The following is a 20,171-nucleotide window of genomic DNA, read 5'->3' on the forward strand; positions in this document are numbered from 1 at the left end:
CTATGACGGGCATGCGGTCTTCTCCGTCGTGGAAAGGTCCGCTGCGAGGTCGTGTGGCAAGGGGATCCGGCCGAAGTTCTCAGAGACCCAGGCGTCGTTGTAGATGGTGCCGAGGTAGCGCTCGCCGCGGTCGGGCAGGACGATCGCGCAGGTGGAGCCGTCGGGGATGGCGTGCCGCAGGCTGCCGAGGGCGCTGACGACCGCGCCGGAGGAGCCGCCGGCGAGGATCGCCTCCGTCGCGGCCAGCCGGCGGCAGCCGATGACGCAGTCGAGGTCGCCGACGTGGACGACCGAGTCGGCCAGTTCCGGGGTGTGCAGCGGGGGCCGGGTCGCGGCCCCGTGCCCGGGGAGGAGCCGGGAGACCGCGGGCGGGTCGGGGTCGAAGATGGCGCTGCCCAGCGCGTCCACGGCCACGATCTTCACGGGGAGCCGGTGCGCGCGGATGTAGTCCGCGCAGCCGCGCAGGGTGCCGCAGGAGCTCGCCGAGCAGATCAGGTAGTCCGGGCCGCCGGGCAGCGCCTCGTGGATCTCCCGCATCGTGGTCCGGTGCGCGAGGGCGTTGAGGGCGTTGCCGTACTGGTCGGGCCAGTAGGCGCCGGGGACGGTCAGGGTCAGCTCGCGCACGCGGGCCACACGGGCGGGCAGGTAGTCGCCGGACTCCCGGTCGGGTTCGGTCACCATCTCCACCTCGGCGCCGAGGGCGCGCATGATGTCGATGTTCTGCTGGTTGGCCCTGGGGTCGACGACGCAGATGAAGCGCAGGCCGTAGTACCGGCAGACCTGCGCGAGGCCGATGCCGAGGTTGCCGGAGCTGGATTCCACGACCACCGACTCGCCGGGTACGAGGTCGCCCCGGCGGATGAGGTCGCCCAGCATGCTCAGGGCCGGCCGGTCCTTGGTGCTGCCGGCCGGGTTGAATCCTTCGAGCTTCGCGAACACGCGGACGGGGCTGTCCGGGAAGAGCCTGACGAGTTCGACGAGGGGCGTCGCGCCTATGGTCGACAGGATGCCGGGTTCCCCGGTCAGCACTGCGCGTCCACCGGCTCGGCGAGGCTCTTGGGCCGCATGTCGGTCCAGTTCGCCTCGATGTGGGCCACGCAGGCCGCGTGGCTGTCCTTGCCGAACGCTACCGTCCAGCCGGCCGGGACCTCGGCGAAGGCGGGCCAGAGCGAGTGCTGGCCCTCCGCATTGGTCAGGACGAGGAACGTCGCGTCGGTGTCGTCGAACGGGTTCACAACTGGTCTCCTTCGGGGATCGCGGCAGTCAGGGCGCACGCGGGGGTCGCGGCGGCGGGGGACATCAGGCCGATGGGCAGCTCCGGGCGGTCGCCGGCGGCCCGCAGGACGTCGGTCAGGACCGCGCAGAAGCGTTCGACGGTCTCCCGGTCGAACAGCTCGTCGGCGTACTCCACGTGCCCGCTCATGCCACCGGCGCCGGGCACCTCGGTCAGCAGGAGGGAGAAGTCGATGCGGGCCGCCACATGGTCCACGGGGAACAGCTCCGCCGTCAGGCCGGGCATCTCCGTGGTGGATCCGTCGTAGTTCTGCAGGACGAGCATCGTCTGGAACAGCGGGTGGCGCCCCGGGTGCCGGGGCGGATCGCAGGCGTCGACCATGCCGGTGAAGGGGTACTCCTGGTGCTCGTAGGCTGCGAAATCGGCGTCCCTGGCCCGGCGGAGGAGGTCCGTGAAGGCGGGGTCGCCCGAGGTGTCGAGGCGCAGGACCAGGTAGTTGGTGAAGAGGCCGACGAGGTCGTCGAGTCCCTCGTCCACCCGGCCGGCGATCGGGGTGCCGACGGGGACGTCGGTGCCGGCGCCGGTCAGGGTCAGGGCGGTGGCCAGGGCCGTGTGCAGCACCATGAACAGGGTGGCGTCCTGCGTGGCGGCCAGCGCCTGGAGGCCGTGGTGGACCTCCGGGGCGATCTCGAAGGGGACGGCCGCGCCCCGGTGGGTGGGGCTGTCCGGCCGCGGCCGGTCCAGGGGAAGGGTCGCCTCCACGGGCAGGTCCGCCAGCGTCCCGCTCCAGAAGGCGCGCCCCCGCGCGGCGAGGCTCTCCGGGTCGGAGTCGTCGCCCAGCAGGTCCGCCAGCCAGAGGGTGTAGTCGGCGTACTGGAGGGCGAGCGGTTCCCGGCACGGTGTGTCGCCCGCGCGCCGGGCGGCGTACGCGGCGGCGAGGTCACCGAGCAGCACGCCGACGGACCAGCCGTCGCCCGCGATGTGGTGCCACATCAGCACGAGGACGTGCTCGTCCTCGGTGACCCGGAACAGCACGGCCCGGAAGGGCGGTTCGTTCCGCAGGTCGAACGGGCGATGGGCGGCTTCGCTGACCCGGTCGGCCAGCTCGGCCTCGGTGGTGGTGACGACCGGCAGGGTGATGCGGGCGTCCTCGGGCGGGAGCACGCTCTGGTACCGGTCGCCGTCGGGACCGGGGAAGAGTGTCCGCAGCACCTCGTGGCGGTGGACGACGTCCGTGAGCGCCGCTTCCAGGGCCGCCCGGTCGGTGTCGCCGGTGAGCCGGAGGGCGACGGGCATGTTCTTCAGGGCGCCGGAGGCCGCCGCGTTGCCCAGTGCGATCCGGAAGGTGCGGTCCTGGGCCGGGGAGAGCGGGAGGCGCTCGGGGCGCTCGTACGGCCTCGGCGCGGGCCGCCCGGCCCCGGACCGTCGTTCCGCCACCCGTCCGGCCAGCGCGGCCACGGTGGGGGCGCCGAAGAGGTCGCGGAGGGTCAGCTCCGCGCCCAGCGCCGACCGGATCCGGCTCACCAGCCGGGTGGCGAGCAGCGAGTGGCCGCCGAGGTCGAAGAAGTTGTCGTCGGTTCCCACGGTCCCCAGGCCTAGGACGTCGGCGAACGCGCCGCAGAGGAGTTCCTCCACGGGGGTGCGCGCGGCGCGTCCGGCCGGGGCGGCGGGGAGGGCGGGCTCGGGCAGGGCGTCGCGGTCCAGCTTGCCGTTCACCGTCATGGGCAGCTCGTCGAGCGTGACGTAGGCGGACGGGACCATGAACGCCGGCAGGACCTCGGCGAGGTGCCGCTTCAGAGCGGGCACGTCCACGCCGGGGTCCCGGCGCGCGTGGGCGCCCAGAGGCGTGCTGACGTGCGCGGCGGGGTCGGGGTCGGCCTCCGGGTGGGCGTAGGCGGCCACCGGCCCGGTGGTGCCGGCGGGCAGGAAGGCGATGTCGAAGGTGTCGTGGCGGGCGGACGACCAGGTGGCGACGGGCCGCAGGCCGAGGGCCTCGCCGAGCCGGCAGAGCGCCTCGGGATCCGCTCCCGGGCCCTGGACGGGTGTCGCGGGCACGTCACCGGGGAGGCCGAGCGCGGCCAGGGCGGAGAACTCCGCCAGCAGCCGGCCGTTGGGCACGCCGGTGATCCGCAGCCCGGTGCCGCCGGTGGCCAGCCGGGCCGCGAGGGCAGCGACGCCGTCGGCTCCCGAGGCACCGGTGGCGAGCCGCTGCCAGGGGAGCTCCTCCAGGCCGTCGACCGGCAGTACGGGCGCGGCCGGGCCGGCGGCCCGGCCGGACGTCTTGCAGAGCACGGCCTCGTAGCGGTGGCGGGTCAGCTCGTTGTGGTGCAGGCCGCGCTTGAGGCGGATGTCGACGCCGGTGACCCGGTCGTCGGCGGCGGCCAGGGCGGTGAAGAACTCCGGGGCCACCAGGAGTTCGGTCTCGGCGTCGATCGCGTGCCCGAGCGCGTCCGCCGCGTCGGTCCCGTCCGGCCCGGAGGCGTCGTCGGCCGGCCGGTGGCCCGCCACGCCCGCCTGCAGGGCGCGCCGCGTCCGCAGGTTGCGCACGTCGCCGACGTAGACGGCGCCGCCCGGTGCGAGCAGGCCGAGGCACTTGCCGAGGACCTCGGTGAGGTAGCCGGCGCCGGGAAAGTACTGCGCGACGGAGTTGATCACGATGGTGTCGAAGAAGTCCGCCGGCAGTCCGTCGACGTCGTCGGCGGGCCTGCAGCGCAGTTCGACCTTTCCGGCGAGCTCCGGGTCGGCGGCGACGTGGGCGGTCAGCCTCGCCACCGCGGCCGGGGAGAAGTCGGTCCCCCAGTACGTTTCGCAGCGTCCGGCGAGACGGGACAGCAGCAGGCCTGCGCCGACGCCGATCTCCAGCACGCGGCGGGGCCGCAGCTCGGCGATCCGGGCCACCGTCGCGTCCCGCCATTCCCGCATCTGCTCCAGCGGGATCGGCTCGCCGTCGTACGTGCTGTCCCAGCCTCGGAAGTCCTCGCCCCAGGGCGCCGGCCCGGAGGCCGCGTACACCTGGTCGTGGATGTCCTGCCATTCGTCGACGAGTTGCCCGCCGGGGGCGTCCTCGCCGGAGGCGGGGACGACGTACGCGACCAGGCGCACGTCGCCCGGGGGCTCCTCGCGGGCCACGACCGCGGCCCGGTCCACCGAGGGGTGTTCCAGGAGGCGGGCCTCGATCTCGCCGAGTTCGACCCGATGGCCGCGGACCTTCACCTGCTCGTCCGCCCGGCCCCGGAACACCAGCTGTCCGTCCTGCGTCCAGGCCGCGACGTCGCCGGTGCGGTACATCCGCTCGCCGGGGGCGCCGAACGGGCAGGCGACGAAGCGTCCCGCCGTCAGGCCCGGCCGGTTCAGGTAGCCGTGGGCGAGGAGGCCGGGGCCCGCCAGGTACAGGTCGCCCGCCACGCCCGGTGGCACCGGGCGCAGCCTGGTGTCCAGGACGTACACGCGGGCGTTGGTGATCGGGCGGCCGATGGGCACCGGTCCGGTGCCCACGGTCTCCGCCGACAGGGCGCCGCTCATGGTGGCGCAGATCGTGGCCTCGGTCGGCCCGTAGACGTTGGCCATCAGCCGCCCGGGGGCCCACCGCTCGACCAGGGGCGCGGGGCAGATCTCGCCCCCGGTCACGACGGTGCGCAGGGAGCCGAGCGTGGACTCGGCGCCCGGGGGCACGGCCTCCAGCGCCGTGGGGGTGATCGAGAGGTGGGTGATCCGGCGTGCCGCGAGGATCCCGGCGAGCGCCTCGCCGGCCAGCGGCCCGTCGGTGTCGGGCAGGACCAGGGTGCCGCCGCCTGCCAGGGCCATGAGGAGGTCCCAGACGGAGGCGTCGAAGCTGAGCGAGGAGAGCTGGAGCACCCGGCTCGTCTCGTCGACCGCGAGGTTCGCGGCCATCGCGGCGGCGAGGGCGGGCAGGCCCTTGTGCGGGACGACGACGCCCTTGGGGCGGCCGGTCGAGCCGGAGGTGTAGATGACGTAGGCCGGGTCGTCCGGGCGCGGGGGCCGTACGGGCGCGGCGGTCGCCGCGGCGGTCGCCGGGTCGTCTAGGAGCCAGTGCTCCACGCCGGTCCCGGGGAGCGCCTTCGCGGTCGGGCCGTCGGTCAGCAGCAGCTTCGGGGCGGCGTCGGAGAGCATGAAGCGGATCCGCGCGTCCGGGTATCCGGGGTCCAGGGGAAGGTAGGCGGCGCCGGCCTTGAGCACGCCCAGCACCGCGACGAGCAGTCCGGCGGAGCGCGGCAGGGCGAGCGCCACGAGGTCCCCGCGGCCCACGCCCGCGGCGGTCAGGCGCCGTGCCAGCCGTCCGGCGCGGGCGTCCAGTTCGGCGTAGGTCGTCTCCTCGCCGCCGTGGTCGACCGCCACCGCGGCTGGCGTACGGGCGGCCAGGTCTTCGAAGAGGCCGGACAGGGTCGCCGGGCCCGGCAGTTCCACGGCGGTGTCGTTCCAGCCGTCGAGCACGTCGTGGCGGTCCCGCGCGGAGAGCGGGTCCAGCTGCTCCACGGGGGTGCCGGGGTCGGCGACGGCCTGCTCCAGCACCTGCAGGAGGCCGCCGACGAGCCCTTCGACCGTCGCGCGGTCGAACAGCTCGGTGGCGTACTCCACGACTCCGTCCAGGCCCGCCGGACGGCCCGCGGCGGCCTCCCGCTCGTCCAGGGAGAAGAAGAGGTCGAGCCGGGAGGTGCCGGTGCCCGCCCATTCCATGCGGGTGTGCAGGCCGGGCAGGTCGATCTCGGCGCGCCGGTTGTTCTGGAGCACGAGGGCGACCTGGAAGAGCGGGTGGCGGGCGGCCGAGCGGGCCGGGGCGAGGGTCTCCACGAGGTGCTCGAACGGCACGTCCTGGTGGGCGTAGGCGGCCAAGGCCGACCGGCGTACGCGGCCGAGGAGTCCGGCGAACGTCGGGTCGCCGGAGAGGTCGGCGCGCAGGACGAGGGTGTTGACGAAGAAGCCCACCAGTCCGTCGAGGGCGTCGTCGAGCCGGCCGGCGACGCCGAAGCCGATGGGGACGTCCTCGCCCGCGCCGAGCCGGGACAGCAGGGCGGCCAGCCCGGCCTGGAGCACCATGGAGGAGGTGGCGCCGTGTTCGCGGGCCACCCGGTGCAGTCCCTCGTGGAGCTCGGGTCCCACCTCGAACGGGACGTATGCGCCCCGGTGGGAGGCGACGGCGGGCCGGGGCCGGTCGTAGGGCAGGGCCAGTTCCCCGGGGGCTCCGGCCAGTTCCTCGCGCCAGTAGGCCACCTGGCGGGACATCGCGCTGTCCGGGTCGTCCTCGGCGCCCAGCAGTTCTCGCTGCCACAGCGTGTAGTCGGCGTACTGGACGGGCAGTCCGGCCCAGTCGGGGCCGTGTCCGGCGTGCCGGGCGCGGTAGGCCTCGGACAGGTCGCGCGTGAGCGGGCCGAGGGACCAGCCGTCGCCGGCGATGTGGTGCAGGACGAACAGCAGGACGTGCTCCCGCTCGGAGACCCGCAGCAGGGTCGTCCGGACCGGGGGGTCGCAGGACAGGTCGAATCCGTGCCGGGCCGCGGCCGCGATCCCGGCCTCCAGGCCGTCCTCGGGGACGGGCACGACGGTCAGGCCGGGCCATGCCCCGGCCGGGTCGAGCACCAGCTGCCGGGGGACGCCCGCGGTCTCGGGGAAGACGGTGCGCAGACTCTCGTGCCGGCCGATCACGTCACGCAGGGCCGCCTCCAGGGCGGGGACGTCCAGCTCGCCCGACATCCGCATGGCGGCGGGCATGTTGTAGGTGGCGCCGGGGCCCTCCAGCTTGTGGAGGAACCACAGCCGCTGCTGCGCGTACGACAGCGGGACCGGCTCGGGGCGGGGCCGGCGCGCCAGTGCGGGGCGTACCGCTGCGGCGGTGTCCAGGCGGGTGGCCAGGCCCGCGGGTGTGGGCGCCTCGAAGACGTCCCGTACGGGCAGTTCGGCCCCGAACGCGGTCCGGACGCGGGAGGCGAGCCGGGTAGCGAGGAGCGAGTGGCCGCCGAGGTCGAAGAAGCTGTCCTCGGCGCCGACGGCGTCGACGCCGAGGAGCTCGGCGAAGAGGCCGCAGAGCATCTCCTCGGCCGGGGTACGCGGCGGCCGTGAGGCGGTCGCGGTGACGGCGGTGAGGTCCGGGGCGGGCAGCGCCTTGCGGTCGATCTTGCCGTGCGCGGTCAGCGGCAGGGCGGGCAGGACCGTCACGACGGCGGGGACCATGTAGCCGGGCAGCAGTCCGGCCAGGTGGGCGCGCACGGCCGCGGGGCCGGTGTCACCGGTGACGTAGCCGCACAGCTGGGGCCGTCCGGCGGGGTCGTGGGCGAGGGAGGCGACGGCGCCGGTGACGCCGGGCGCGCCGCGCAGGGCGGCCTCGATCTCGCCGAGTTCGACACGGTGGCCGCGGACCTTGATCTGGAAGTCGCGGCGGCCGAGGAACTCCAGCTGCCCGTCGGCCCGCCACCGCACCTGGTCGCCGGTACGGTACATGCGCGCGCCGGGGGCGGGGGCGTAGGGGTCGGCGACGAACACGGAGGCGGTGCGCACCGGGTCGGCGACGTATCCGCGGCCGACGCCGTGCCCGGCGACGTACAGCTCGCCGGGCACGCCGACGGGCACCGGGCGCAGCGCCTCGTCCAGGACGTAGAAACGGGTGTTGCGCACGGGCCTGCCGATGGGGGTGCGGGCGCCGGTGACCGGACCGGTGAGCACCGCGTGGGCGACGTCGTCCGAACACTCGGTGGGACCGTAGGCGTTGACGACGGGGACGTCCGGGTAGCGGGCGAACCAGCGGTCGCACAGCTCGGGCGGCAGTTCCTCGCCGGTGACCATCAGCCAGCGCAGGCCCGTGAGGTCCGGTGCGCGCAAGCCGGCGTCCCAGGCGTCGAGGGCGGTGCGCAGCAGGGAGGGAACGACCTCCAGGACGGTGACGTCCTCGTCCTCCACGACGCCGAACAGGGCCCCGGGGTCGGCGGCCGTGGCGTGGTCGACGACGCGGGCGCGGCCGCCGACGGCCAGCGGGGCGAGCATCTGCCAGACGGCGACGTCGAAGGTGAGGGGGGCGTTCTGGACGACGGCGTCCCCGGCGGTCAGCCGGAGGTCGGCGACCTTCGCGGAGAGGTGGTTGGCCATGCCGCCTCGGTGGACCATGGCGCCCTTCGGACGGCCGGTCGAACCGGACGTGAAGATCACGTAGGCGAGGTCCAGAGGGGACGCCGGGACCACCGGCCAGGGGCGTGGCAGGGCGTCGTCGGCGGTGTGCAGCGGCAGCACCGACACCTCGGTGCCGGCCTCGGCCACCACCCGCGCGGCCAGGGGCCCCAGCCCCTCCTCCACCAGCAGGACGCGCACGCCGCCGTCGGCGACCACGCCTGCGGAGCGGGCGGCGGGGGCCGCGGGGTCCAGGGGGACGAACGCGCCCGCGGCGCCCAGCACGCCGAGGACGCCCGCGACGAACCCGGTGCCGGGCCCGCCCAGCAGGCCGACCACCCGGCCGCGCTCCCACCCGGGGAGCTCCCGCAGCCGGGCCGTCACGCCGGCGGACCGCGCGGCCAGGGCCGCGTAGCTCACCTCGCCCGCGCCGTCGACGACGGCGATGTGGTCGGGCCGGGCCTCGGCGCGTTCCCGTACGCACTCCACCACATCGCCCACGCCGCCCTCGCGGACGGTGTCGTTCCAGCCTTCCAGGACATCGTGGCGCTCCCGCGCGGACAGCACCTCCAAGCGGTCCACGGGAGTGCCCGGCGCGGCCACGGCCTGTTCCAGGACGCGCGTCAGGCGGGCGGCCAGCGCCACGGCCGTGGGGTGGTCGAACAGTTCGGCGGCGTACTCCAGGGTGCCGTCCAGGCCGGCCGGGGCGCCGTCCGCGCCCAGCCGTTCGGCCAGGGAGAAGGACAGGTCGAAGCGGCAGGTGCCGGTGCCCGGCCACTCCGGCCGGGCCCGCAGGCCGGGGAAGGCGAACTCGGCCTGCTGGTGCCGGAGCAGCAGCGCCACCTGGAAGAGGGGGTGGCGGGCGGCGGAGGGAGCCGGGGCGAGGGCCGCGACCAGGTGCTCGTAGGGCACGTCCTGGTGCCCGTAGGTCTCCTGGGCGCGCTCCCGCACCCGGCCCAGCAGCTCGGTGAACGTGGGGGCGCCGGAGACGTCGGTGCGCAGGACCAGGGTGTTGGCGAAGAGGCCGACGAGGTCTTCGAGGGCCTCGTCCGGCCGCCCGGTCACGTCGAAGCCGACGGGTATGTCCTCGCCGGCGCCCATGCGGGAGAGCATGGCCGCGAGGCCGGCCTGGAGGACCAGGAACAGGGTCGTGCCGTGTTCGCGGGCGAGCCGCCGCAGACCGGCGTGCAGGCCGGGACCGACTTCGAAGGGCACCTGTCCGCCCCGGTAGGACGCGGCGGCGGGGCGCGGCCGGTCGTAGGGCAGCGCCAGCTCCTCCGGCGCGCCGTCCAGTGCCTGCCGCCAGTAGGCGCTCTGCCGCGCGGACAGGCTGCCGGGGTCGTCGTCGGCGCCGAGCAGCTCGCGCTGCCACAGGGTGTAGTCCGTGTACCGCACGGGAAGTTCCGCCCAGTCCGGTGCCGCACCCTCGCGCCGGGCCGCGTAGGCGGTCGACAGGTCACGGGCCAGGGGGCCGAGCGACCAGCCGTCGCCGGCGATCCGGTGCAGCGTGACGACGAGGACGTGCTGCCGCTCCGACAGCCGCAGGAGCGTGGCCCGCAGGGGCGGTTCGCAGGAAAGGTCGAAGGCGTGCCGTGCCGCGTTCTCGGTCTCCGCCGCCAGGGCGTCCTCGGTGACGGGCACGACCTTCATTCCGGACCAGGCCTCGACCGGGTCCAGGATCCGTTGCCGGGGGACGCCCCCGGCCTCGGGGAAGACCGTGCGCAGGCTCTCGTGCCGGCCGATCACGTCACGGAGGGCCGCCTCCAGGGCGTCGGTGTCCAGTTCTCCCGTGAGCCGGAGCGCGAAGGGAAGGTTGTACGTGGCTCCGGGTCCCTCCAGCTTGTGCAGGAACCACAGCCGCTGCTGCGCGAACGACAACGGGATCATGAAGCATCTCCTTCTCGGAACATCCTGCGGAGCACCGGCCGCGCGGGTACGGTCTCGCGCGCCGACCGGGTCGCCAGCGCTGTCAGCGCCACGGGGGTCGGCGCCTCGAACACCTCCCGCGTCGACAGCTCCGCACCGAGCGCGCGGCCGGCCCGGGCGGCCAGCCGGGTGGCCTGGAGCGAGTCGCCGCCCAGGGTGAAGAAGTCGTCGTGGGGCCCGACTTCGCCGAGCCCCAGGGTCTCGGCGAAGAGACCGCACAGCGTCGCCGCCACGGCCGCCTCCCCGGCGGACGGTGCCGCGTCGCCGACGCGCCCGTCCGGTTCGTGCGCCACGCGCTCCAGCAGCGCGCACCACGCGTCGAGCAGCCCTTGGGCGGTCGTCGCGTCGAAGCGGTTGGCGTCGTACTTGAGGTACAGCCGGAAGCCGTCGCTCTCCTGGAAGATCTCCGCCTCCAGCTCGAACTCGCTCTCCTGGCGCACGCCTTCGAACACCCGGAGGCCGAGCTCGCCGGGGGCCGCCTCCCTGGCCTCGGTGAACAGCGCGGCCTCTTCGAAGTTCTGGTACGAGAGGCTGGTGCGGACCAGTGGCGAGCGGGTCCCGTCGCGCCGCACGCCGAGGGCACGGACCATCGCCGGGAACGGGTAGGCGGCGTGTTCGAGGCCGCCCAGCACCGCGCGCCGCACCGACGTGAGGAGGTCCTCGTAGGTCTCGTCGCCGTCGACGGCGCAGCGGATCGGCAGCAGGTTCACGAAGTGGCCGACGACGTCGCGGAAGCGGGTGCCGGGGCGGCCGGCGGCCGGAAGGCCGACGACGAGGTCGGACTCCCCCGTCACCCGGTGCAGGAACGCCATGTACGAGGCGAGGAAGACCACGGACGGGCCGGCCCGCCGCTCACGGGCGCGGGCGGTGAGCGCCGCGGACAGCTCGGGCGTGAGCTTCGCGGCCACCTCCTCGCCGCGCGGCGTGGCAGCCGGGTCGAAAGGCCGGTCGCCGGGCAGGGCGAGCGCCCGCCGGGGGGCGCGCAGCTCGTGGGTCCAGTAGGCGAGGAGCGCGTCGCCCTCGGGACTGTCGAGCATCGCGGCCTCCCAGGCCGTGAACTCGGCGTACCCGGCGCTCTCGGCCGCCCCTTCAAGGGCCACCGGGGCCCCTCCGGACCGCACGGCGGCGCGGTATGCCTCGGTCAGCGAGCGGACGAGGAGCCCGGCCGAGATCCCGTCGACGACGATGTGGTGCGCCGTCATCAGCAGGACGCGGCGCGCCTCCTCCGTGCCGTCCGGCGTCACGAAGGTGAGCAGGTGCGCGCGGACGAGGGGACCGTCCGCGAGGTCGAAGGGAGCGTGCACCTTCGCACGGACCTGAGCGACCCGCTCGGCGTGCGACTCCGCGACGAGCTCGGCGCGTTCGAACGGGATGCGGCGGGAGCCGCCGGTCTCCATGTACGGCACGCCGTCGTCCTCTCCGAAGACAGCGCCGAGCACCGGGTGCCTGCCGGTCAGGGAGCGGACGGCCGCTTCGAGCGCGGGCTCGTCGAGCTCGCCGCGCACCTCGAAGACGAGGGGGACGTGGTAGACCGTGGTGTCCGGGGAGATCTGCTGGGTGAGCCAGATCCCCAGCTGGGCCTGGGACAGAGCCGACTGCTCGGGAGCGGATGCGGGCGCCGGCTCCTCGCCGGGCCCGGGCGCCGGTTCCCCGGCCGGGGTGGGCAGCAGGCTCGTGACGAGCGCGTTCACCCGGTCGCTGCCGGTCCCGAGGAAGTGCTCGGCGAGCTCCTCGACGGTCTCCACGTCGAAGAGGAGCGTGGTCGGCACGTCACCGAGGTCCTCGCGCAGGGCGTTGGTGAGCTGGAGGACGAGGAGGGAGTCCATGCCGTAGTCGGCGAGGGGCACCGACGGGTCGATCTTCTCCGCCGGGATCCGCAGTGTGGCGGCCGCCTTGTCGCGGAGATAGCCGACCATGGCCTCGGTGCGGGCGCCTGCGGCGGCGCGGTCGTCCGTACAGGCTTCGGTGCCGCTGCCCTTGCGGGTGTTCGCGCCGGTGACGCGGGTGTCCGTACGGGGTTCGGTGCGGGTTTCCGTGCCGGCTTCGTCCCTCCCGTCGGTGCCGGTCGCCGTTCCGGTGTCCGCACGGTTCTCCGGTGCGGGGACGGCCTTCGGAACCGGGGCGGGCACGGGGGCGCGTACCGCCTCGGGCGCCCGGGACCCGGCGCCGGCGGGTGCCGGCGTCGTCGTCTCCGGGGCGGAAGGATCCGCTGCCACGGCCTCCGCGGGGGAAGGCTTCGACGTGGCGCCGCCGCGCGGGTCCCCCACCGCCCGGGACGCCGGCCGGACCGTGCGGCCCGAGACCCGCTGCCGGGCGATGCCGTCGCTCCGGGCGGCGATGATCTGCTGGCCGAGCTCACGCGCCTCCGGCAGGACCATGACGACCGACGGGAAGCCCTCGCCCTCCAGCACCTCGCGCCAGCGCTCGGGCGACAGCGCGGGCGAGCCGGGGACGCGCAGCGAGGTGTCCTCGAAGAGCCACCAGCCCTCCAGCAGCCCGAAGGTGAGGTGTCCGAAGAGGTCGAACCCGGAGAGCTCGTTGAGGAGGAGCCAGCCCCCGTCCCGGAGAGCCGCCTTCACATTGCGGAGGGTGTTCCGGATATCGCGCGTGGCGTGCAGGACGTTGGCGGCGATGACGAGGTCGTAGCTCCCGGGGTCGATCCCCTGGCCCGCGAGGGGCTGTTCGGCGTCCAGCCGGGCGCACGTCAGGTACGGCACGTCGGTCCCGTACGAGGTGCGCGCGTCGTTGAGGAACGCCTGCGACAGATCGGTGTAAACGTACGTCTCGATGTGCTCGTGGTAGGGGCGCAGCGCGGCGAACATCCCGGCGCTCGTCCCTCCGGTGCCGGCGCCGATCTCCAGGATGCGCAGCCGCGCGCCGGGGTCCTTGCCCAGCCGGTCGGCCACGATCGCCACGGCGGCGTCGCACAGGGCGCGGTTGTAGGTGTCCGCCACCTGATTGTTCCGGTAGCAGCCCTCGACGAGTTCGGCGGAGCCGCGCGGGAACATGACGTCCGTGGGCGGGACCGCGCCGGTGAGGATGCCGGGCAGGGCCCGGAGCATGGTGTCGGCGAGCTCCAGCCGGGCCTTCCGATCGGGTTCGGCCGACCAGGCCGCTCGGCGCTCGTCCCACTCGCGGGTGACCTCGTCGAGGGAGGGGGCCGAGGCGGGCACGGCGCGGAGCGCGTGCTCCAGCCAGGGCGTGTAGCGCTCGTGGATGCCGGCGCGGGTCCGGAGCGCCGTGACGTCGGTGTGCGCGTCGCCGGGGCCGGGTACGGCGCCGAGGGCGCCGAGGTGGGCGCGGAGCATCCTGGCGAGGAGCGGGTCCCACTCCTCGGCCCGCCACGCGGCGACCGCGTTCAGGGCCTTCCGGTCGGCCGGTGCCAGGGGACGGGCCGTGACCGCGCCGGGTTCGACGGGGGACGACGTGCGCGGGTACACGGTGGTGCGGATGGCCGGGTCGACGGCGTCCAGCACGTCGGGCTTCGCCGTCTTGACGAAGGTCAGCTGGTCCTGCGGGCCGCCGAGAAGGGCGTCGAGGGCCGCCATGGCCTCCGGGGGCTCGATCGAGAGGAGGCCCGACCGGGTCATGCGCTCCTGGTGGAAGCCGGAGGCGGCCGTGCCGACGCTCCCCCACCAGCCCCAGTTCATCACCTTGGCGGGGAAGGGCATGCGCCGGGACAGGAAGTGGGCGTAGGAGTCGCCGAAGGTGCAGCCGGCAGCGTAGTTGCCCTGGCCCGCTACGGGCATGAACGTCTGGATCGAGGAGAAGAACAGGGCGAAGTCGAGTGCCTCGTCCGCGAAGACCTGAGCCATGGCGACGGTCGCGTCGACCTTCGCCGCGAGGCTCTCGCGGAGCACGGCCTCGTCCATGCCGGCCAGCAGCTCCGCGTCCATGGGGACCAGCGCCGCCTGAACGACTCCGTGGATCCGGCCGTGACGGGCCGTGATCTCGGCGTGGGCGCGGCGGAGGGCGGCGGGGTCCGTGGCGTCGGCGGAGAGGTAGCTCACCTCGCCGCGGCCGCGGACGGCGCGCAGCTTCGCTTCGACGGCGGCGTCCTGCGCACGGCGACCGAGCCAGACGACCTTCGCGCCGTACTCCTCGGCGACGTGCCGGGTCCACGCCGTGCCGAGGCCGCCCGCGCCGCCGATGACCACGTAGACGCCGCCCTCGCGGTACGGGGCCGCGGTACGGGGCCCGGCCTCGCAGGGGGCGAGCCGGCGGGCGAGCCACTGGCCGGTGCGCCGGACCCAGGTGTCGCCGCCCGAGTGGGCGGGGAGCGCCGTGAGGTCCGAGGGCCAGTCGGTGCCGTCGAGGTCGGTGCGCCGGACGGTCCAGTGGGTGTACTCGCGGCCGAGCGAGCCGAACAGGCCGTGGAGGCCGGCGTGGGCGGGCCGGATGTCCTCGTGCGCGTGGGTCGCGAGGGCGCGGTGGGTCACCAGGGTGATGCCGAGGGGCCGCGCGTCGTGCCCCGTGCGCACCAGGGCCTTGATCATGCGGAAGGCGGCGATGACGCCTTCCTCCTGGGCGGCGACGAAGCCGGCGGCGTCGGCCGGGGCGAGCTCCGTGCCGGGGGCGATCCACAGGAGGTGGTCGATCGGGCCGGCGGCCTCGACGGCGCGGGTCACTTCGCCGGCGGGGGCGCCGGGTGCGAGGCGCCAGTGCTCGGCGTACGGGTGGGTGAGGGTGAGGGCGGCGCGCTGCTCGGGGGTGCCCCCGACGACGAGGACCCGCTGCGTGCGGCTCGGTACGGCTGCCGCGAACGTCCCGGCGGGCACGGCGTCCCAGACGGGCGCGTGGAGCGCGGGTACCGGCTCGGCCACGCGGCGGGACGCGTAGCCGGTCATCCGGACGTGGACCTCTCCGCCGGGGCCGACGAGGTCGATGTCGAGCCGGCTGAGCGGGCTCGCCTCCGCGCTGCTGTCCGCGACGCGGACGACGGCCCACATCGCGTCCGTGCAGGGCGCGAAGAGCTCCAGCTGTCCGAGCGCGAACGGCACCGCGGTGTCCCGGGGCGATCCGTCGCCGGTGAGGTGCAGCGCGATCGACGCCTGGACGGCCGAGTCCATCAGGGACGGGTGCAGGACGTACGGGGCACCGGTGGGCTCCGCTGCGGCCGGCAGGGCGAGCCGGGCGAGGACCACGCCGCGGCCGGCGTACGCCTCGTCGATCGCGCGGAGCGTGTCCCCGTGGTGGATGCCCATGGCCTGCAGGGCGTCGGCGACGCGCGCGGCGGGCACCACCGTCGGGCACTGCGCCCGCAGGGCCGCGAGGTCGACGGGCTCCGGGCGCGGTGTGCCGGAGGGCGCGACGGTGCCTTCGGAGAAGACGACGGGCTCGGCGGCCCGCGAGGCGATCCGGAAGGCGAGGGCGCCGTCGTGCGCGGGCCGCACCAGGACGTCGACGTCCTTGGGGCCGTCCTCGACGACGAGCGGCCGCACCCAGGTGACGTTGCGCATCCGCAGGGCCGTCGTGGCACCGGTGCCGAGCGCGCGGGCCGCGGTCTCGCGCGCCATCTCCAGGTGGGCGACGCCGGGGAGGACCCGCCGGCCGTGCACCGTGTGGTCGCGGAGGAGGGCCTCCTCACCGGTGAGCGTCGTCGTGGCGGTCAGCGCGCCGGGCTCGCCGGGCACGGGGGTCGTCGTGTGGACGAGGGGGTGGGACGGCGCGGGGAGAGCGGCGGGAGCGGTGGTGCGCGCAACCGCCGGGGGCGTGGGTGCGGCCCAGTGGCTCTCGCGGGCGAACGGGTAGGTCGGCAGCGGTACGCGCAGGTGGGCGCCGGCCGGGAACAGCCGGTCGTAGTCGAGCGCGGTGCCCCGGACGTAGAGCTCGGCGAGCGTGCCGAGGTCCGTGCGGTAGGTCTGGTCCGTGCCGCTCGGCGAGGAACAGCGGCGCAGGCACTCCTCGCCCCGGTCCCGGTCGGCGTCGGCCCCGGTGTCCTTCTTCCGGGAGGCCGCGGCTTCGCCCGTGAACGCCCGCGGGCCGTCGAGGCCTTCGCCGAGGACGCTCAGGAGCTCGGCGCGGTCGCGGACGACGCAGGCGAAGCGGTGGGCGAAGTGGTCCCTGCCCACGACGAGCGTCCAGGCGATGTCGCCGGTGTCCGGGGCGGTCTCGCGGCGGCAGTGCTCGGCGAGGCCGGCGACCTGCAGGGCGAGCTGCTCGCGGGACCGGGCGGAGAGGACGACGAGGTGGGCGGGGCGCTGCGCGGGGGTGGTGCGGCGCGCGGCCGGGGCCTCTTCGAGGACGAGGTGGGCGTTGGTGCCGCTGGCACCGAAGGAGCTGACGGCGCCGAGGCGCGGGGCGCCGTCGCGGGTCTCCCAGGCGTGGGAGCGGGTGCTGGGGTAGAAGGGGCTGCCGTCGAGGCGGACGGCCTCGTTCGCCGTCTCGAAGTGCAGCGAGGCGGGGATGCGGCCGTGCCGCATCGCGAGGAGGACCTTGAGGACACCGGCGACGCCGGCCGCGTACTGGGTGTGGCCGAGGTTCGTCTTGACCGAACCGATCGCGCAGTAGCCGGACTTGCCGGTGTCCGCGCGGAACGCCCGGGTGAGGGCCCCGAACTCGATGGGGTCGCCGAGCTTGGTGCCGGTGCCGTGCGCCTCGACGAGCCCGATCCGTTCGACGTCGACGCCGAACCTCTCGTAGACGTCGCGGAGCAGGCGCTCCTGCGACACGGAGCTGGGCGCGGTGATCCCGTTGGTCGCACCGTCGTGGTTGACGCCGGAAGCACGGATCACGCCATGGATGTGATCCCCGTCGGCGAGGGCGTCGGACAGCCGCTTGAGGACGAGGACGCCGGCCCCCTCACCGGGCACGAAGCCGTCGGCGCGATGGTCGAAGGTGTGGCAGCGGCCCGCCGGCGACAGCATCCCGGCGCGCCCGGCGAGCTCGTACAGCCGTGGGGTGGCCTGGACGAAGACGCCGCCCGCGAGGGCCATCTCCGTCTCGCCCGACCACAGGTCCTTGCAGGCGAGGTCGATGGCGACGAGGGAGCTCGAACAGGAGGTGTCGACGGCGATCGCGGGGCCCTTGAGGTCGAGGAAGTACGTGACGCGGCCGGGGACGAAGGAGGCGGTGTTGCCCCAGAACGCCTGGGCGGGGGCGTCCTCGCCGACGACTTCCTGGTAGTCGCCGTCCCAGCAGCCGACGTAGACGCCGCAGCGTCGGTCGCCCGTCCGGCCGGCGTATCCGGCGTCCTCCAGGGCCTTCCACGACTCCTCCAGGAGGATCCGCTGCTGCGGGTCCATCACGGCGGCCTCGACGCCGGAGATGTTGAAGAACATCGGGTCGAAGGCGTCGATCCGGTCGAGGAACCCGCCGCGCGTGCAGCGGTCCGGCGCGTCGTCACCGGTGTTGCCCGTGAGGTCCCAGCGGGTGGCCTCGGTGACGAGGTCGTCGCCGTCGGCGAGGTGCTGCCACAGCGCGTCGAGCGAGTCCGCGCCGGCGAAGCGGCCGCTCATCCCGACGACGGCGATCGGCTCCCGGGTGCCGGACGGCGGGCGGGTGTCACCGTGCTGCGGCTCTTCGGCGGGCGCGGTGGTGACGGCCGCGGCGGCCGGGGGCGCGATGCGGTCGCCGTGGGCGGCGAGCAGGTGCGCGGTGAGGCGGTCGGCCGAGGCGTGGTCGAAGAGGACGCTCGTCGGCAGGGTCAGCGAGAGGGCCTCGTTGAGCTCGTGCACGATGCGGACGGCGAGGATGGAGTCGACGCCGTAGTCGGCGAAGGCGAGCTTGCCGTCGAGGGCGTCCTCGTCCAGGGCGAGCGCGGCCGCGATCTTCTCGCGGACGACGCGGGCCACGGAGGTGCCGGGCGAGGGCCGGTCACCGGATGCCCGCCGCCCGGCGGGGGGTGCGGTCGTGTCCGGTGACGTCCGGGGGCACGGCTCCGGCGGCTCCGCCGCCGTGGTCCCGCCGCCGGCCCGCTCCGGGTGGTTCCCGCCCGCCGGCTCCAGGTCGCCGATCCAGAACCGGTCGCGGGCGAAGGGATACGTCGGCAGGGAGATCCGCCTGGCGGCGGGGTCGTGGAGGGCGCGCCAGTCGAGGTCCACGCCGCCGGCCCAGAGGGCGGCGAGCTTGTCGGTCTTCCCGGCGGCGGCCCACCGCGTGACAAGGAGTTCCCGCAGGTCGGCGTCGGCAGCGAGCTCGGCGACGACACCCTGGGCGCCGCCGGCGGTACCCAGGTGGAGGCCCGGTACCGGCTCGCCCGCACCGAGGTACGCACGGAGCACGCGGCGCAGCTCGGCGGTCGAGACCACGGCCGCGGCGAGCCGCTCCCGCATCGCCTCGCGGCCGGTGCGGAGGGTGTGGGCGAGGTCGGCCAGGCGGACGGTCCGGTGCTGCTCCTCCTCGTGGTCGAGGAAGTCCGCCAGGCGTGCGGCGGCCTCGCGGAGCCGCTCCGGCGTCCGCGCGGAGAGAACGACGACCTGCTCGGCACCGTCCACCGCGCCCGTGCCGGGGGCGTCGCCGTACTCCTCCAGGACGACGTGGGCGTTCGAGCCGCCTGCGCCGAAGGACGAGACCGCAGCGATCCGCGGGCCGCGTTCCGGCCGCCAGGGGGCGAGTTCGCGCTGGACGAAGAACGGCGTCCGGCCGAGGTCGACGTTGGGGTTCGGTTCCTCGGCGTGCAGGCTCGGGACGAGCTGCCCGTGGCGCAGTTGCAGGACGGCCTTGGTGAGGCCGGCGACGCCGGCCGCGGCCTCCAGGTGGCCGATCGACGACTTCACCGACCCGATCGCGCAGAACCCCTTGTCATCCGTGTCCTGTGCGAACGCGGTCGTGAGGCCCTTCACTTCGATCGGGTCGCCCAGCTCCGTGCCGGTGCCGTGCGCCTCCACGTAGCTCACGTCGCGGGCGCGGACGCCCGCGCGGTCCAGGGCGTCGCGGACCAGCTCCGCCTGGGCACCCGGGTCCGGGACGGTGTATCCGTGGGTCCGCCCGCCGTGGTTGACGCTCGTGCCCCGGATCACGGCGAGCACGCGGTCCCCGTCCGCGAGGGCGCGGGAGAGGGGCTTCAGCAGCACGCAGCCGACGCCCTCGCCGGGCACGAAGCCGTCCCCGCCGGCGCCGAAGCTCCGGCAGCACGCGTCGGACGACAGCATCGTGGAGCGGCACAGCTCGGTGTAGTCGAGCGGGTGCGTGTAGAGGTTGACGCCGCCGGCGAGGGCGGCCTCGCAGGACCCGCGGTGGAGGTTCTCGCACGCCTCGTGGATCGCGGTGAGCGACGCCGAGCACATGGTGTCGATGGTCAGACTGGGGCCGCGCAGGTCGAGCACGTACGAGGTGCGCGCGCTGACCGACGCGAAGGACAGGCCGGGGACGACCGTCTCGCCCGAGGGGAGCCGTCCGGCGCCGTGCCGGGCGTGGCCCGACTTGGTGACGCCCGCGAAGACGCCCACCCGCCGGCCGTGGCGGCGCGCGAGCTCCTCGCGCGTGTAGCCCGCGTCCTCCAGCACCTCCCAGGAGGCCTGGAGGAACAGGCGCTCCTGGGGGTCCATGGCGTAGGCGTCACGTGGCGCGATCTTGAAGAAGAGGGGGTCGAAGCCCGCGAAGTCGTCGACGAATCCGCCCCACTTGCTGTAGCTGCGGCCGGTCGCGACGGCCTTCTCGCGGTCCGGTTCGTAGAAGCCCTCCAGCGGCCAGCGGTCGGCCGGGATCTCACGGACGCAGTCCCGCCCGGCCTTGAGGTTCTCCCAGAACTCGGCGACGTTCCCGGCGCCCGGGTAGCGGCCGCTCATCCCGATGACGGCGATCGGCTCGCGCGGCGCGGAGGGTGCCTGCGCGGCGGCCGGACCGGCGGCCGGCACGGGCCGCTCGTCCGCCTCGGCGGGACGCAAGGCCGGTGCGGTGTCCGCGTCCGTGCGCGCTGCTTGCGGCGCGTGTTCCGCCGCGAGGTGCCCGGCGACCG

At 75.0% G+C, this 20,171-nt stretch carries 4 protein-coding genes (1 of these 4 cut by a window edge); all 4 read right to left on the bottom strand.

What is annotated here, in order from left to right; translation table 11 throughout:
* Tightly spaced (each overlapping or abutting the next), the 4 genes in view from sbnA to ACOTKD_RS12230 form a layout consistent with a single transcriptional unit that may run on beyond the window.
* Entirely contained in the window at positions 1 to 1,029 is a 1,029-nt protein-coding gene (sbnA, locus tag ACOTKD_RS12215) for a 2,3-diaminopropionate biosynthesis protein SbnA (RefSeq protein WP_424888920.1), read from the bottom strand.
* Positions 1,023 to 1,235 (bottom strand): MbtH family protein, encoded by a 213-nt coding sequence (locus ACOTKD_RS12220; protein WP_424888921.1) that lies wholly within the window; start codon positions 1,233 to 1,235, stop codon positions 1,023 to 1,025. The genes sbnA and ACOTKD_RS12220 overlap by 7 nt, the downstream gene beginning before the upstream one ends.
* Positions 1,232 to 10,234, bottom strand: coding sequence for an amino acid adenylation domain-containing protein (locus ACOTKD_RS12225; protein WP_424888922.1), 9,003 nt, complete (start codon positions 10,232 to 10,234; stop codon positions 1,232 to 1,234). The genes ACOTKD_RS12220 and ACOTKD_RS12225 overlap by 4 nt, the downstream gene beginning before the upstream one ends.
* On the bottom strand, positions 10,231 to 20,171 hold the 3' end of the coding sequence (locus ACOTKD_RS12230) for an SDR family NAD(P)-dependent oxidoreductase (RefSeq protein WP_424888923.1). It continues 11,254 nt past the right edge of the window; 9,941 of the gene's 21,195 nt are visible here — the last part of the coding sequence; its start codon lies off the right edge, out of view; the stop codon is at positions 10,231 to 10,233. Before ACOTKD_RS12230 ends, ACOTKD_RS12225 begins: the two co-directional genes overlap by 4 nt.

It is taken from the genome of Streptomyces sp. XH2 (assembly GCF_049725035.1).
GTDB lineage: Bacteria > Actinomycetota > Actinomycetes > Streptomycetales > Streptomycetaceae > Streptomyces > Streptomyces roseoverticillatus.